The sequence below is a fragment of the Streptomyces sp. NPDC049627 genome (assembly GCF_044465645.1).
Taxonomy (GTDB): Bacteria; Actinomycetota; Actinomycetes; order Streptomycetales; family Streptomycetaceae; genus Streptomyces.
In genome coordinates this window covers 437,560-451,340 of sequence record NZ_JBITLW010000003.1, presented here as the reverse complement: position 1 = coordinate 451,340, position 13,781 = coordinate 437,560, and the positions used below count along the sequence as shown (strand labels likewise).

Sequence of the window (13,781 nt, the reverse complement as noted above, 5' to 3'; positions counted from 1 at the left end):
CCCTGTGACCTGGGGGTTCACGGTCGGCGGCGGGCGGCCCGGACAGAAGCGAGACCTCCCGTACAACGGCTGGCGGAACGAGGACCTTCCCGCACCGCCTCTGCATGGCAGACCCACAGCCCTTCGCGGCCCATGACGACCCCATGCGTGGACGTCCCCCGCGGGCTCCGGGGGCCTCATCAGCAGCCCGCGCTCCCTCGTCGCGGCACCGTCGAACCTTCTCCCCATCACACGGCAGCGCGACCTCCTCGCGGCGCACGGAGAAGCGGTGGAGGGGAAGGACTGGTCGCACGACGACCCGTTCGACCTCCTGGCGTCTGCGCGCGGCGAGCGAGGTCGTCTCCGCAGCGTGGACGGTGTTCCGCGGCACCGAGTTCGCGAGCCCGCGGGGCGGTTCCAGGCCGGGCGAGTGGCGGGGCCGCGGGCTCAGCCGGGCCCTGGTGGCCATCCGCGCCGCGCCCCCGCTACCCGCGGCATCACCTATCTCCATATCGAATGCTCCGACGACAGCGCGCCCGTCCTGCGGCGGCCGGGCCCTTCAGGGGGGCCACGACCACGCCGTAGGTCTGGTCACCCGAGGCCGGCTGCCCCCGAGGCGACCCACCGCCGCACCACCGGCCACATCCCGACCCCGATGACCAGAGCGATCAGGTGCCCCCAATCGGTCAGCGGGTCGGCAAGGGTGAGCAGGTCCTGGAGCAGCAGCCCGCCGAAGAGCACCAGCACCGGCCACCGCAGCCACGGCCGCAGCAGCCCGGCCAGCGCGCCGATGCTCGTCGCGACGCCGAAGCTGATGCCGTAGTCGAGGCGGTGCAGCGAGCTGTCGGGGAGGTGGCCGACCAGCACCGCGAGCCCCACGGGGCCCTCGGTCGCGAGGGTGGCCAGGACGTGCCCGCACAGGAAGACGACGGCCGTGCGGGCGCCGCCGATCCGCCGCTCCAGCGCGGTGAGCACGAGCAGGAAGCAGAGCGTGTACGGCGCCACGATCCCGCCCGCGACCCACAGCGCGCTGGCGAGCAGCACCAGCACGGGCGTGCGCAGGAGGTGCGCCACGTCGGTGCTGGAACCCTGGTGCAGGGCGTGGAGGAGGGCGGGGTCGGCGTAGGTGGCGAACAGCGAGGTGACGGTCAGTGCGGCGGCGTAGGCGAAGGTGAACGGTGTGCCGGTGGGGGTGGGCAGCAGGCGCCAGGGGCGGAAGCGGAGGACGACACGGGGTCCGGGCGCGAGGGCGGACCCGATGACCGGCGCAGGGGCCGACGGCGCTGAGGCCTGCGGCGCGGCGACGGTCTGTGGTGCGCGCTGTCTCGGCAGTCCGTCCAGCAGTCCGGCCACATCGGGCAGGCCCGCGTCACCGAAAGGGGTGGTCGCGCCGGAAGAGGCGGCCCCTGAAGAGTCGGGCCCTGGGGTCGGGCCCGCCCCACCCGCAGCCACAGTCCGTTCCACGGCGAGGCACTCCTTCCGTTTCCCCCACCCTTGACCCGCCGCCCTCCCCTGTCTGTGACCGGCGCCACGCGAAAACCGATTCTCAGCAACCTCTCAAGAAGTTCACCCCCAGGGGTAATTCCCTCGGCCGCCCCGCCCGGAGCTGCCAGGATGACCGGATGCCCACCTCGTACGACATCCCCGAAGTGCTGGACCGTCGCGAAGGCCCCTACGGCGAGGTCGTGTTGCGGCGGCACGGCGGGTTACTCCAGATCATCGCGAACGGCTGCTTCCTGATGGACACCTCCGACGGGCGTTCGGAGCGGCTGCTCGTCGACGCGGCGCTCGGCGCGCTGGACCCGCGGCCCGAGCCGGAACTGCTGATCGGCGGGCTGGGCGTGGGGTTCTCGCTCGCACACGCCGCGGCCGATCCGCGCCCGGGACGGATCACCGTCGTCGAGCGCGAGCCGGCGATTATCGGCTGGCATCTCGACGGGCCGTTGTCCGACTTCTCCGCCCGTGCGCTCACCGACCCGCGCACCGAGATTCTGCAAACGGATCTCGTGACGTTCGTACATGAGACATCCGCCACGTATGACGCCCTGTGCCTCGACATCGACAACGGCCCCGACTGGACCGTCACCGAGGGCAACGACAGCCTGTACTCACCCGCCGGACTGGCAGGCTGCACAAGGGTGTTGAGGCCCGGCGGGGTGCTGGCCGTATGGTCCGCCCGGCCCTCTCCGGAATTCGAAGAAACCTTGCGTAATGCCGGATTCCAACAGGTGCGTACCGAAGAGATCCCCGTTGCCCGGGGCGTTCCGGACGTCGTGCACCTCGCCGTCCGACCTGGATAGCCCTGGCGCGGTGGCTCCCCGTACTCTGCTTCTCTGACGCGGATCATTCAAGCGTCAATCGCAAGCATGCGCAGGCAAGCCAGTCAGTAGGAATCACCCCACGGATTCCGGAAAGCAACTTGGGGCGGGCGATGGAGCAGACACACACCTCCCACAACGGCACGACGGCGACCCCTGGCGCTCAGCGCCGGGTCCTCGTGGTCGAGGACGATCCGACCATCGTGGACGCCATCGCGGCCCGCCTGCGCGCCGAGGGATTCCTCGTGCAGACCGCGGGTGACGGTCCGGCGGCCGTCGACACGGCCGAGGCCTGGCAGCCCGACCTGCTGATCCTCGACATCATGCTGCCGGGCTTCGACGGCCTGGAGGTCTGCCGCCGGGTGCAGGCCCAGCGCCCGGTGCCGGTGCTGATGCTGACCGCGCGCGACGACGAGACCGACATGCTCGTCGGGCTCGGCGTCGGCGCCGACGACTACATGACGAAGCCGTTCTCGATGCGGGAGCTGGCGGCACGCGTGCACGTGCTGCTGCGCCGCGTCGAGCGGGCCGCGCTGGCCGCCACGACACCGCGCTCGGGCATCCTGCGCCTCGGCGAGCTGGAGATCGACCACGCGCAGCGGCGCGTACGGGTGCGCAGTGAGGATGTTCACCTCACGCCGACCGAGTTCGACCTCCTGGTGTGCCTGGCGAACACCCCGCGCGCGGTGCTCTCGCGTGAGCAGCTGCTCGCCGAGGTGTGGGACTGGGCGGACGCCTCCGGCACCCGCACCGTCGACAGCCACATCAAGGCGCTGCGCCGGAAGATCGGCGCCGAGCGGATCCGTACCGTGCACGGCGTGGGCTACGCCCTGGAGACGCCGACGCCATGAGCGACGGACCGGCCGCGCGGAGAGGCCCCGGGGAGCCCTGGGGCGGCGTACGTCCGTTCTCGATCAAGACCAAGCTGGGCGCGCTGGTCGTCATCGCGGTCCTGATCACCACGGGGCTGTCGGTGATCGCGGTGCGCACCCAGACGGAGCTGCGCTTCATCACGGTCTTCTCGATGATCGCCACACTGCTCATTACGCAGTTCGTGGCGCATTCGCTCACCGCGCCGCTGGACGAGATGAACGCGGTGGCCCGGTCCATCTCGCACGGCGACTACACCCGCCGGGTCCGCGAGAACCGCCGGGACGAGCTGGGCGACCTGGCCGAGACGATCAACCGTATGGCCGACGAACTGGAGGCCCAGGACCAGCAGCGCAAGGAGCTGGTGGCGAACGTCTCGCACGAGCTGCGCACCCCGATCGCGGGCCTGCGGGCCGTCCTGGAGAACGTGGTCGACGGCATCGCCGAGGCCGACCCGGAGACCATGCGTACGGCCCTGAAGCAGACCGAGCGCCTGGGCCGGCTCGTGGAGACGCTGCTCGACCTGTCCCGCCTCGACAACGGCGTCGTACCGCTGCGCATGCGGCGCTTCGAGGTGTGGCCGTACCTGTCCGGCGTGCTGAAGGAGGCCAACATGGTCGCCTCGGCGCGCGGCGGCATGGCGTCGGGCTCCGGCAGCCACACCCGTACGGACGTCCATCTGCACCTCGACGTCTCCCCGCCGGAGCTGACCGCGCACGCCGACCCCGAGCGCATCCACCAGGTCGTCGCCAACCTCATCGACAACGCCATCAAGCACAGCCCGCCGCACGGCCGCGTGACGGTCAAGGCGCGGCGCGGGGCCCAGGCGGAGTCGCTGGTGCTGGAGGTCCTGGACGAGGGGCCGGGCATTCCGCGGTCGGACTGGCACCGGGTCTTCGAGCGGTTCAACCGGGGCGCCGTGCGCCGCCCGCACGGGCCGGGCAGTGACGGCGGTACGGGGCTGGGGCTGGCGATCGCGCGCTGGGCCGTCGATCTGCACGGCGGCCGGATCGGCGTGGCCGAATCCGAGCGAGGTTGCCGGATTCTTGTCACGCTTCCAGGGCAGCCATCCGTACCAAGTTGACGTAAAGTTCGAAGCGGAGTCTCAAGATCCACGTCTGTCCTGGCTGACGGACACGTGTGATCAGGCACAGGCCCGCGCCTTCGGCGTGCCGGGTCGCGGTCGCGTTTTCCCATCTGACGCCGGTTGAACCGGAACCACGCTTGTTTCCCGCCATTTCCAGGCACGAAACACGCTGTTTGATGTGACTTACACGACGATGACCTTGCCCGGCCTCACCTTCCCGGCCATGGAGGCGTAGCCTTTATTCCCGCTGTCCATCACCTTGTGAAGCGGAAGAGGGCGGTTGCCGCCGTGTCGCCACAGTCCCCCAGTAACGCATCGAGCATCTCGACCGACGCAGACCAAGCGGGCAAGAACCCCGCTGCCGCGTTCGGTCCGAACGAGTGGCTCGTCGACGAGATCTATCAGCAGTACCTCCAGGACCCGAATTCGGTAGACCGCGCCTGGTGGGACTTCTTCGCCGACTACAAGCCGGGGGCGGCTGCCGCCTCGGCTCCGGCGGGTACTGCGGCCGCGGGGGCCGCAGAGACCACCACGGCTCCGGCCCCGGCTGCGCCCGCCGCCCCGGCTGCTCCGGCGCCGGCCCCTGCGGCCCCGAAGCCCGCGGCCGCCGCACCCGCCGCTCCGGCCCCGGCCGCGGCCAAGCCCGCCGCCCCCGCCGCGAAGCCCGCTCAGCCGAAGAAGGCCGAGCCCGCCGCCGCGGCTCCCGGGGGTCCCGAGCTGATCACGCTGCGCGGCCCGGCCGCCGCGGTCGCGAAGAACATGAACGCCTCGCTGGAGCTGCCGACCGCCACCTCGGTCCGCGCGGTCCCGGTGAAGCTGCTGTTCGACAACCGCATCGTCATCAACAACCACCTGAAGCGCGCCCGGGGCGGGAAGATCTCCTTCACGCACCTGATCGGCTACGCGATGGTGCAGGCCATCAAGGCCATGCCGTCGATGAACTGGTCCTTCGGTGAGAAGGACGGCAAGCCGACGCTGATCAAGCCGCCGCACGTCAACCTCGGTCTGGCCATCGACCTGGTGAAGCCCAACGGCGACCGCCAGCTGGTCGTCGCGGCCATCAAGAAGGCCGAGACGCTGAACTTCTTCGAGTTCTGGCAGGCCTACGAGGACATCGTCCGCCGCGCCCGCGACGGCAAGCTGACGATGGACGACTTCACCGGTGTCACGGTCTCCCTGACCAACCCGGGCGGCCTCGGCACCGTGCACTCCGTGCCGCGTCTGATGCCCGGCCAGTCGGTCATCATGGGCGTCGGCTCCATGGACTACCCGGCGGAGTTCCAGGGCACCTCCCAGGACACCCTGAACAAGCTCGGCATCTCCAAGGTCATGACGCTCACGTCGACCTACGACCACCGGGTCATCCAGGGCGCCGCGTCCGGCGAGTTCCTGCGCCAGGTCGCGAACCTCCTCCTCGGCGAGAACAACTTCTACGACGAGATCTTCGAGGCCCTGCGCATCCCCTACGAGCCGGTCCGCTGGCTCAAGGACATCGACGCCTCGCACGACGACGACGTGACGAAGGCCGCCCGCGTCTTCGAGCTGATCCACTCCTACCGGGTCCGCGGCCACGTCATGGCCGACACCGACCCGCTGGAGTACCGCCAGCGCAAGCACCCCGACCTGGACATCACCGAGCACGGCCTCACCCTGTGGGACCTGGAGCGCGAGTTCGCCGTCGGCGGCTTCTCGGGCAAGTCCCTGATGAAGCTGCGCGACATCCTCGGCGTCCTGCGCGACTCGTACTGCCGCACCACCGGCATCGAGTTCATGCACATCCAGGACCCGAAGCAGCGCAAGTGGATCCAGGACCGCGTGGAGCGTGGCCACACCAAGCCGGAGCGCGAGGAGCAGCTGCGCATCCTGCGCCGGCTGAACGCGGCGGAGGCCTTCGAGACCTTCCTGCAGACGAAGTACGTCGGCCAGAAGCGCTTCTCCCTGGAGGGCGGCGAGTCCGTCATCCCGCTGCTCGACGCCGTGCTGGACTCGGCCGCCGAGTCCCGCCTGGACGAGGTCGTCATCGGCATGGCCCACCGCGGCCGCCTGAACGTCCTCGCCAACATCGTCGGCAAGTCGTACGCCCAGATCTTCCGCGAGTTCGAGGGCAACCTCGACCCGAAGTCGATGCACGGCTCCGGCGACGTGAAGTATCACCTGGGCGCCGAGGGCACCTTCACGGGCCTGGACGGCGAGCAGATCAAGGTCTCCCTGGTCGCGAACCCCTCCCACCTGGAGGCGGTCGACCCGGTCCTCGAAGGTGTGTCGCGCGCCAAGCAGGACGTCATCAACAAGGGCGGCACGGACTTCACCGTCCTGCCGGTGGCGATCCACGGCGACGCGGCCTTCGCGGGCCAGGGCGTGGTGGCCGAGACCCTGAACATGTCGCAGCTGCGCGGCTACCGCACCGGCGGCACGGTCCACATCGTCATCAACAACCAGGTCGGCTTCACGGCGGCGCCCGAGTCCTCGCGCTCGTCGATGTACGCCACCGACGTGGCCCGCATGATCGAGGCCCCGATCTTCCACGTGAACGGCGACGACCCGGAGGCGGTCGTGCGTGTCGCGCGTCTGGCCTTCGAGTTCCGCCAGGCGTTCAACAAGGACGTGGTGATCGACCTCATCTGCTACCGCCGCCGCGGTCACAACGAGTCGGACAACCCGGCCTTCACCCAGCCGCTGATGTACGACCTGATCGACAAGAAGCGCTCGGTGCGCAAGCTCTACACCGAGTCCCTCATCGGTCGCGGCGACATCACCCTGGAAGAGGCCGAGCAGGCGCTGCAGGACTACCAGGGCCAGCTGGAGAAGGTCTTCACGGAGGTCCGCGAGGCCACGTCCCAGCCGGCGACGGTGGAGCCCTCGGACCCGCAGGCGGAGTTCCCGGTCGCGGTCAGCACGGCCGTCACCACGGAGACCGTCAAGCGGATCGCCGAGTCCCAGGTCAACATCCCCGACCACATCACCGTCCACCCGCGTCTGCTGCCGCAGCTGCAGCGCCGGGCGTCGATGGTCGAGGACGGCACCATCGACTGGGGCATGGGCGAGACCCTCGCCATCGGTTCCCTGCTGCTGGAGGGCGTCCCGGTCCGTCTGGCGGGCCAGGACTCGCAGCGCGGTACGTTCGGCCAGCGCCACGCGGTCATCATCGACCGTGAGACGGGCGAGGAGTACACGCCGCTGCAGTACCTCTCCGAGGACCAGGCGCGGCTGAACGTCTACAACTCCCTGCTGTCCGAGTACGCCGCGATGGGCTTCGAGTACGGCTACTCGCTGGCCCGTCCCGACGCGCTCGTGATGTGGGAGGCGCAGTTCGGCGACTTCGTCAACGGCGCCCAGACGGTCGTGGACGAGTTCATCTCCTCCGCCGAGCAGAAGTGGGCCCAGACCTCCGGTGTGGTCCTGCTCCTCCCGCACGGCTACGAGGGCCAGGGCCCGGACCACTCGTCCGCCCGCCCGGAGCGGTTCCTGCAGCTCTGCGCGCAGAACAACATGACGGTCGCGATGCCGACGTCGCCGTCGAACTACTTCCACCTCCTGCGGTGGCAGGTGCACAACCCGCACCACAAGCCGCTGGTCGTCTTCACCCCGAAGTCGATGCTGCGTCTGAAGGCCGCGGCCTCGAAGGCGGAGGAGTTCACGACCGGGCAGTTCCAGCCGGTCATCGGCGACTCCTCGGTCGACCCGGCCGCCGTCAAGAAGGTCGTCTTCTGCGCCGGCAAGGTCTACTACGACCTCGAGGCCGAGCGGAAGAAGCGCGGCGTCACGGACACGGCGATCATCCGCATCGAGCGCCTGTACCCGCTGCCGGGTGCCGAGCTCCAGGCCGAGATCGCCAAGTACCCGAACGCCGAGAAGTACCTGTGGGCCCAGGAGGAGCCGGCGAACCAGGGTGCGTGGCCGTTCATCGCGCTCAACCTGATCGACCACCTGGACCTGGCGGTCGGCGCCGACGTCCCGCACGGCGAGCGTCTGCGCCGCATCTCGCGGCCGCACGGTTCGTCCCCGGCCGTCGGTTCCGCCAAGCGGCACCAGGCCGAGCAGGAGCAGCTGGTGCGTGAGGTGTTCGAGGCGTGAGCCTCTGACACCGGGTGACCGACTCAACCGGCCCCGACGCCTCGTCCGAGGCGTCGGGGCCGGTTCCGTTCTCAGCCGCCCTCAGAAGAGTGCGTGTCCGAGGGGCGGGTCGTAGAGGACCGCGAGGCCCCGGGCCCAGGCGTTGGCCGGGTCGTCCGGGGCGACGCGGAGCAGGCGGACCCGTTCGAGGAGGTCCGCGGCCGTAACGGCGGAGTCCACCAGCTCGGCGGCCCGGGCATGGAACTCCGCGCAGTCGTGGTGGTCGTCGCTCCGCCGCCACAGCATCAGTCCGTACCCGTTGCCCAGCGCTGCCTCCAGCACGCCGATTCCCCTGCCGGTGCTCAGCGTTCCGCAGTGGACCGGCACGGCCCCCAGGGGCGCGAACAGCAGCTCGCCGTGCGGGTCCCGTCCGGACTCGTGCGTCAAAGGCAGGGGCCGCAGCGGGCCGTTGCTGACGCCGGCCCAGCGGAATCTCCGTGATGCCTCGTCGTCCTGGTGGAACAGGTTCTCCCGCTCCAGCGCCGCACTGACACGGCACCGCTGCCCCAACCGCTCGTGTGCGGTCTCCCATTCCTCGAACGGCTCGTCGAGCAGCGGGCCGGGCGGCACGACGAAGACGACGTGCGCCCGCTCACCGTGCGCCTCACTGAACCTGACGGCCGCCTCGAACTCGCTGTGGCGGTACGCCGACAGGGGCGAGGGCCATCCGCCCGTGCTCTCCTGGACGGTCCGCAGGTCCTCCCCTGCCCGGCGGCACACTCGCCAGCCGTGGCCGTCGGGGGCCTGGACCAGTTCCACGAAGATGTCCCAACGGGCAAGTGACCGCCCCTTGTTCAGGACGTCGAGCACCTGCCGCCGCGCCTGCCTGTCAAGACGGGTGAGCGCCACGTCCTCCGTCCACGCCCGCAGTTCGACCAGCGCCCGGTGGTCCTCCCCGTGGCCCGCCCCGAGACGAAGGGCCCAGATGTGCGCCGCGCACAGGGCGATGATCCCCAGTCCTTGGCCGTAGGCGGCCAGCAGCCGCAGCCCGTCCCCCCAGTCGCGCGGCGCGTCGTTCACCTCGACGCCCGCCATCGCCAGCGGGACCCGCGCCTCCTCCCGGCCGGAGGGAGCGGTCAGGGACGCGACGACTCCGTACAGACGGGTGCGGAGCGCCGGGGTGAAGGCCTCTGCGCTCTCCCCCTGCGCAAGCCCCTGCTGGACCGCGGGCCAGCTCTCCGCGTGGTCGAGCCGGCCGAGGTGGTAGCGGTCGTGTGCGCGCATGATGTCCCGCCACAGGTACGCCGTCGGCTCGACCTCCTCGAACTGGGCGCGCAGCGCCGTCGTGGACACGAACATGTCGCCCTCCGGACGGCTGCTCCGGCGTGGCAGCGCCAGACCCACGACCGTGCCGAACTCCCGGTCGACGACGGGACGGCCCACGGCGGACACCCGCGCCTCAGGGCCTCCGACGACGTATTCGCGGCCGGACGTGGCAGAGACCGGCAGCACCGGCGCCGAGTCGGCGAGCCACGCGCACTCGTGATCGACTCCTTCGGGCAGCCGCACCAGAGCGGGCCGGGGTTCCCGGAGCGACGCGGGGACGTGCGCCAACTGCCCGGGGACCGTGCGCCCGTCGGCCAGAGCCACCGTGAAGGTGCCCTCCTCCCCCAACGCCTCCGCCAACGTGAGAACCCAACCCGGCGCCACCAGCACACCGCAGGCGATGTGCGTCGCGGCCGTACCGTCGGCGCTGAGGCCCACCACACAGCGCTGGGCCAGGTCGTCCAGCTGCCGCAGCGCAGGGACAGCGGCACGGGTCGGCACCGGGGCCCGGTCCACCACTCGCACCAGTGCCGCCGGATGGTCGGCGCAGGCCAGGGCCCGCGACTCGGCCTCCGCGCGGGAGACGCGCAGCATCCGCATGAGGTACGCGACCGACTCCTGCCGGGTGAGGGCCCCGACCGGCACGACTCGGCACCGAAGGGAGTCGGGCACCGCCCGCGCCGTGACCAACACCTGGGCCTGCGTGGCCAGTTCGGCCAGCACATCGACGTCCTGGCCGTCCCAGTGGTCGACGACCAACAGGCGGCGGTTCGGCGACAAGCGCCGGCTCAGGGGTACGGCCTCCCCCGACGCCGTCCACCGCACCTCGTCGTAGTCGCCGCCGAACCGATGCACGTACTCGACCGCCATCGCGGTCTTCCCGACGCCCGCCGCCCCGCTCAGGACGAGGACGGCTCCGGCCCGCCGGGCCTGCCTCAAACGTTCGGGCAGGGCATGGAGCAGGTCGTCTCGTCCGGTGAAGTGGAGGTCGCGCGAGGGCACCTGCGCCTCGTCGAGCCTCATCGCTCGGGGGAAGCGTGTCGTCAGGGTCGGGCCGCGGCTGGTCGAGATCCCGATGTCGAGGCCGAGCGCCGCCAGCAACACCTCTTCGGCCTGCGCCTCATCGCCTTCGTCCAGACGCGGGGGGAATTCCGGCCAGCTCTCCTCCGGGATCCGCGCTCCCAGGGCGGTCAGGGCGAAGAGCCCGGGCCTTCCCCGGCCGACCAGGGAGAGTGCCTCCCGCCACTCCTCGAGCCGACGGACACCGGGCTGGAGCAGCGCCTCGCTCAGCATCACCAGGACACGGTCGGCCCGCGCACGTACGTGCTCCAGATCCCGCAGCGTCGCCAGGGCGTCTTCCAGGTCGCGGTCCGGGCCCGGATCCCACCGGGTCAGCACGACCTCCACGCCGTACGAGGTCAGCGCCCGCTCCGCCCAGACGGCCCAAGGCCGGTCGTAGCCCGCGTGGAGAATCGTGCAGCGTACGGAAACCCCGTGCGCCTTCGGCGGCGCCGTCCCGCCTCGCCGGCCCTCCGGCTTCGCCGTCTCACCTCCGTACCGCCGCACCACCATCCGCGACACTTCCGCGAACGCCCCTGGTACGCCTGCCTCGACGCCCCCCGGCGGCTCGCCGCCGGTGAGCAGGGCGTGGGCCAGGGCGGGGAAGTTGCGGGCCCGGCGGCCGAAGTGCCGGTCGACGTAGTCGCCGCAGTGCTTCAGCACGAGCAGGGCGTCGCCGAGAGGCAGCAGGTGCAGGAGCTGTTCGCGCACCCCCGGCAGGAACTCGTACCAGTCGTCGCGGCCGCTCCCGCGCAGCAGCCCGCTGAGCATCACCTCCGCGAGCGCGGCCGGGCCGGTCGCGGGCAGCATGGCGCGCTGGACGAGCTGCATCACCGGGATGGTGAGGGGTACGGCGGACAGCAGTACGGCGAGTTCCACGGCGTGGTGGGAGGCGGTCACGCGGAAGACGGTCAGCGGTTCCTCGGCCAGCTCGCCGGGCCCGGCCCCGTCGCGCTCCGATGCGGTGTGGTCCGGGCGGACCCAGGCCGCGGCGGACGGCAGGGTCACTCCCGTGCTGCCGGACAGCAGCCTCGCCCAGGTGCCGAACGCCGCGCCGGTCAGGCCGAGCACCGGCACGGGCAGTGCGGTGACCAGCGGGTCGGCGGGGGTGAACTGCATGCGGGCGCCGAGCCCTTCACGGCGGCGCAGGGTGCCGGGGAGCGCCGGCAGGTGGGTGCGCTGCCACATCCTCTGGGGCAGCGGCTGGACGACGGCGACCGGTGCCGCCTGCGCCCAGTCGTGAAGGAGTCTCTGCATCCGGCCGTCGCGCCACAGCGGTCCGGCGCAGTCGCTGAGGACGAGGGTCAGCTGGTGGCCGGTCGGATCGCGCAGTTGCTCGGCGGGGCGCGGCGCACGGTCGCGGCGGCGCGAGGGTGCGACGAGGAGCGACCCGTCGGGGCCTTCGTGGACGTAGTGGACGAGCACCTCCCGGAAGGCGCCGGTGCCCGCGCAGATCTGGCTGAGCTCTCCGAGGGCCTTGTCCCAGACGGGTGTCGACGTCGAGGCGTCCATCAGCAGCCGCAGCCGGGCCTGACGGCGGACGACGGGTGTGAGGACGGGCAGCAGCAGGCCGGTCTCCGCGGCGCGTTCCGCGGTGGCCTGTTCGTCCAGCCGGTGGGCGACGGCGCGGACCGGCGGGTGGTAGCGCTGGAGCGGCCGAAGGGCCCGCTGGAGCCGCAAGGAGCGGGGCAGAGCCGTTGCCGCGGGGACGCGCACGCGGACGAAGGAGTCGTCGGGTGTGGCCGTCGCGGCGGGCGGGCCGGAGGGCGTGGGGTCCGGGTACAGGCGGGCCCGGTCGGCCTCGGGGCCGGACGGGTCCTGCTGTCGCGGAGTCGGCTGCCGGGCCGGCGGGGGCTTCGCGTCCGCTGCGGCCGGGCGTGGCCGCGGGGGCTCCTCGGGTGGCGCCGACGGCTCGACCGGGCTCAGGTGGCGGGCCAGCCACAGGGCCTCCGCGAGCTCCCGGGCGGAGGGTTCGGCACCCAGTGCGCGCAGCCGTTCGACCAGCCTGCCGATCGCGCCCCCGTCCGTCATCAGCGCGCTCCGTGGTCGCCGTGGTCGAGCGGGCGCATCAGCAGTTCGGCCAGCCGCTGCCGGTCGGGGTGGGCGGCGCGCAGTGACTGCTGGGTCAGATAGACGGCGTTGAGGAGCTGGTCGGCGGCGCGCAGGGATCCCGGGCTGCTCTGCAGGAAGTGCTGGATCAGTGTCTCGTACTCCATGGCGTCCCCGTCGCCGAAGTGAGCGCTGACCATGGCGGCCAGGCGGTCGGCGCCCGCGCGGTCGTTCGTCGGCGAGGGCAGGTCGAGATGGACGCAGCGGCGCAGCAGCGGGGCAGGGAAGTCGCGTTCGCGATTGCTCGTCATCACGACCACCGGGAAGGCGCGGCAGCGCACCTTGCCGTCGGTCACCGGGGCCCGGCCGCCGTCGTCGGTGAGCACCTCGGTGGTCGGTTCCACCCGGGCGATCCGCTGCAGTTCGGGCACGGTGAACTCGCCCTCCTCCAGCGCGTTCAGCAAGTCGTTCGGCAGGTCGATGTCGCTCTTGTCGAGTTCGTCCACGAGCAGCACGCGCGGCCGCTCGTAAGGGAGCAGGGCGGTGCCCAGGGGCCCGAGGCGCACGTACTCTCCGATGTCCGTGCCGGCCCGCTCGCCGAGTTCCCTGGCCATCTGGATGTCCTGGAGCCGGGCGATGGCGTCATAGCTGTACAGGCCGTCGCGCAGGGTGGTCCGGCTGACGATGGGCCAGTGGAGTACGCGGCCGAGGCCGAGTTCATGGGCGAGGGCGTGCGCGAGAGTGGACTTGCCGGAGCCTGGGTCACCGGTGACGAGCAGTGGCCTGCGCAGGTGCAGGGCGGCGTTGACCAGGTCCAGTTCCTCGGGGCGCCAGGCCGTCGCACGGCTGCCGTGGCCGCCGAGGCGGCGGGTGGACTCGGTGCCCAGGGGCGGCGGGTCGGTCAGCGGCGGGCCGCCGTCGAAGTCGCGCCAGGGTGGTGGGGCGGGCAGTCGGGTGATGCCCGGGTGGGGCTCGCCCGAGCCTGTGAAGACGTACCAGTCGGGGGTTGTCACGGGCCCTCCTCGGGCTGTGGGCATCGG

Annotated in this window: 7 protein-coding genes; 4 read left to right on the top strand and 3 right to left on the bottom strand. The window is 71.5% G+C overall.

Going from position 1 to position 13,781, the window contains the following annotated elements; genetic code table 11:
- Positions 1–570: 570 nt before the first annotated feature.
- Positions 571–1,443: a rhomboid-like protein gene (locus ACIBU0_RS11160; protein WP_398815059.1), complete on the bottom strand. Its 873-nt coding sequence runs from the start codon at positions 1,441–1,443 to the stop codon at positions 571–573.
- Between the two features lie 158 nt (positions 1,444–1,601).
- Here ACIBU0_RS11160 and ACIBU0_RS11155 point away from each other — a divergent pair, with 158 nt between their 5' ends.
- From ACIBU0_RS11155 to ACIBU0_RS11140, 4 genes are all read left to right on the top strand, one after another.
- Positions 1,602–2,279: a spermidine synthase gene (locus ACIBU0_RS11155; protein WP_398815056.1), complete on the top strand. Its 678-nt coding sequence runs from the start codon at positions 1,602–1,604 to the stop codon at positions 2,277–2,279.
- 131 nt (positions 2,280–2,410) lie between these two features.
- Positions 2,411–3,148 carry a response regulator transcription factor gene (locus ACIBU0_RS11150; protein ID WP_062706191.1) on the top strand — a complete coding sequence of 246 codons (738 nt, stop codon included), beginning with the start codon at positions 2,411–2,413 and terminating at the stop codon, positions 3,146–3,148.
- Positions 3,145–4,251 (top strand): sensor histidine kinase, encoded by a 1,107-nt coding sequence (locus ACIBU0_RS11145; protein ID WP_398815053.1) that lies wholly within the window; start codon positions 3,145–3,147, stop codon positions 4,249–4,251. The genes ACIBU0_RS11150 and ACIBU0_RS11145 overlap by 4 nt, the downstream gene beginning before the upstream one ends.
- A 291-nt stretch (positions 4,252–4,542) precedes the next feature.
- Positions 4,543–8,328, top strand: a complete 3,786-nt coding sequence (locus ACIBU0_RS11140; RefSeq protein WP_398815051.1) for a multifunctional oxoglutarate decarboxylase/oxoglutarate dehydrogenase thiamine pyrophosphate-binding subunit/dihydrolipoyllysine-residue succinyltransferase subunit — start codon at positions 4,543–4,545, stop codon at positions 8,326–8,328.
- An 81-nt stretch (positions 8,329–8,409) separates the two neighbouring features.
- On the opposite strand, the gene ACIBU0_RS11135 is transcribed toward ACIBU0_RS11140, so the two are convergent.
- Positions 8,410–12,723 (bottom strand): SAV_2336 N-terminal domain-related protein, encoded by a 4,314-nt coding sequence (locus ACIBU0_RS11135; RefSeq protein ID WP_398815048.1) that lies wholly within the window; start codon positions 12,721–12,723, stop codon positions 8,410–8,412.
- Positions 12,723–13,778 (bottom strand): AAA family ATPase, encoded by a 1,056-nt coding sequence (locus ACIBU0_RS11130; RefSeq protein WP_398815045.1) that lies wholly within the window; start codon positions 13,776–13,778, stop codon positions 12,723–12,725. The genes ACIBU0_RS11135 and ACIBU0_RS11130 overlap by 1 nt, the downstream gene beginning before the upstream one ends.
- Between the last annotated feature and the right edge of the window lie 3 nt (positions 13,779–13,781).

Excerpts from the sequence above, each read along its gene's own strand:
- ACIBU0_RS11150 (WP_062706191.1), top strand. The coding sequence starts at position 2,411 with ATGGAGCAGACACACACCTCCCACAACGGCACGACGGCGACCCCTGGC.
- ACIBU0_RS11130 (WP_398815045.1), bottom strand. The coding sequence starts at position 13,778 with ATGCCCACAGCCCGAGGAGGGCCCGTGACAACCCCCGACTGGTACGTC.
- ACIBU0_RS11155 (WP_398815056.1), top strand. The coding sequence starts at position 1,602 with ATGCCCACCTCGTACGACATCCCCGAAGTGCTGGACCGTCGCGAAGGC.
- ACIBU0_RS11135 (WP_398815048.1), bottom strand. The coding sequence starts at position 12,723 with ATGACGGACGGGGGCGCGATCGGCAGGCTGGTCGAACGGCTGCGCGCA.
- ACIBU0_RS11145 (WP_398815053.1), top strand. The coding sequence starts at position 3,145 with ATGAGCGACGGACCGGCCGCGCGGAGAGGCCCCGGGGAGCCCTGGGGC.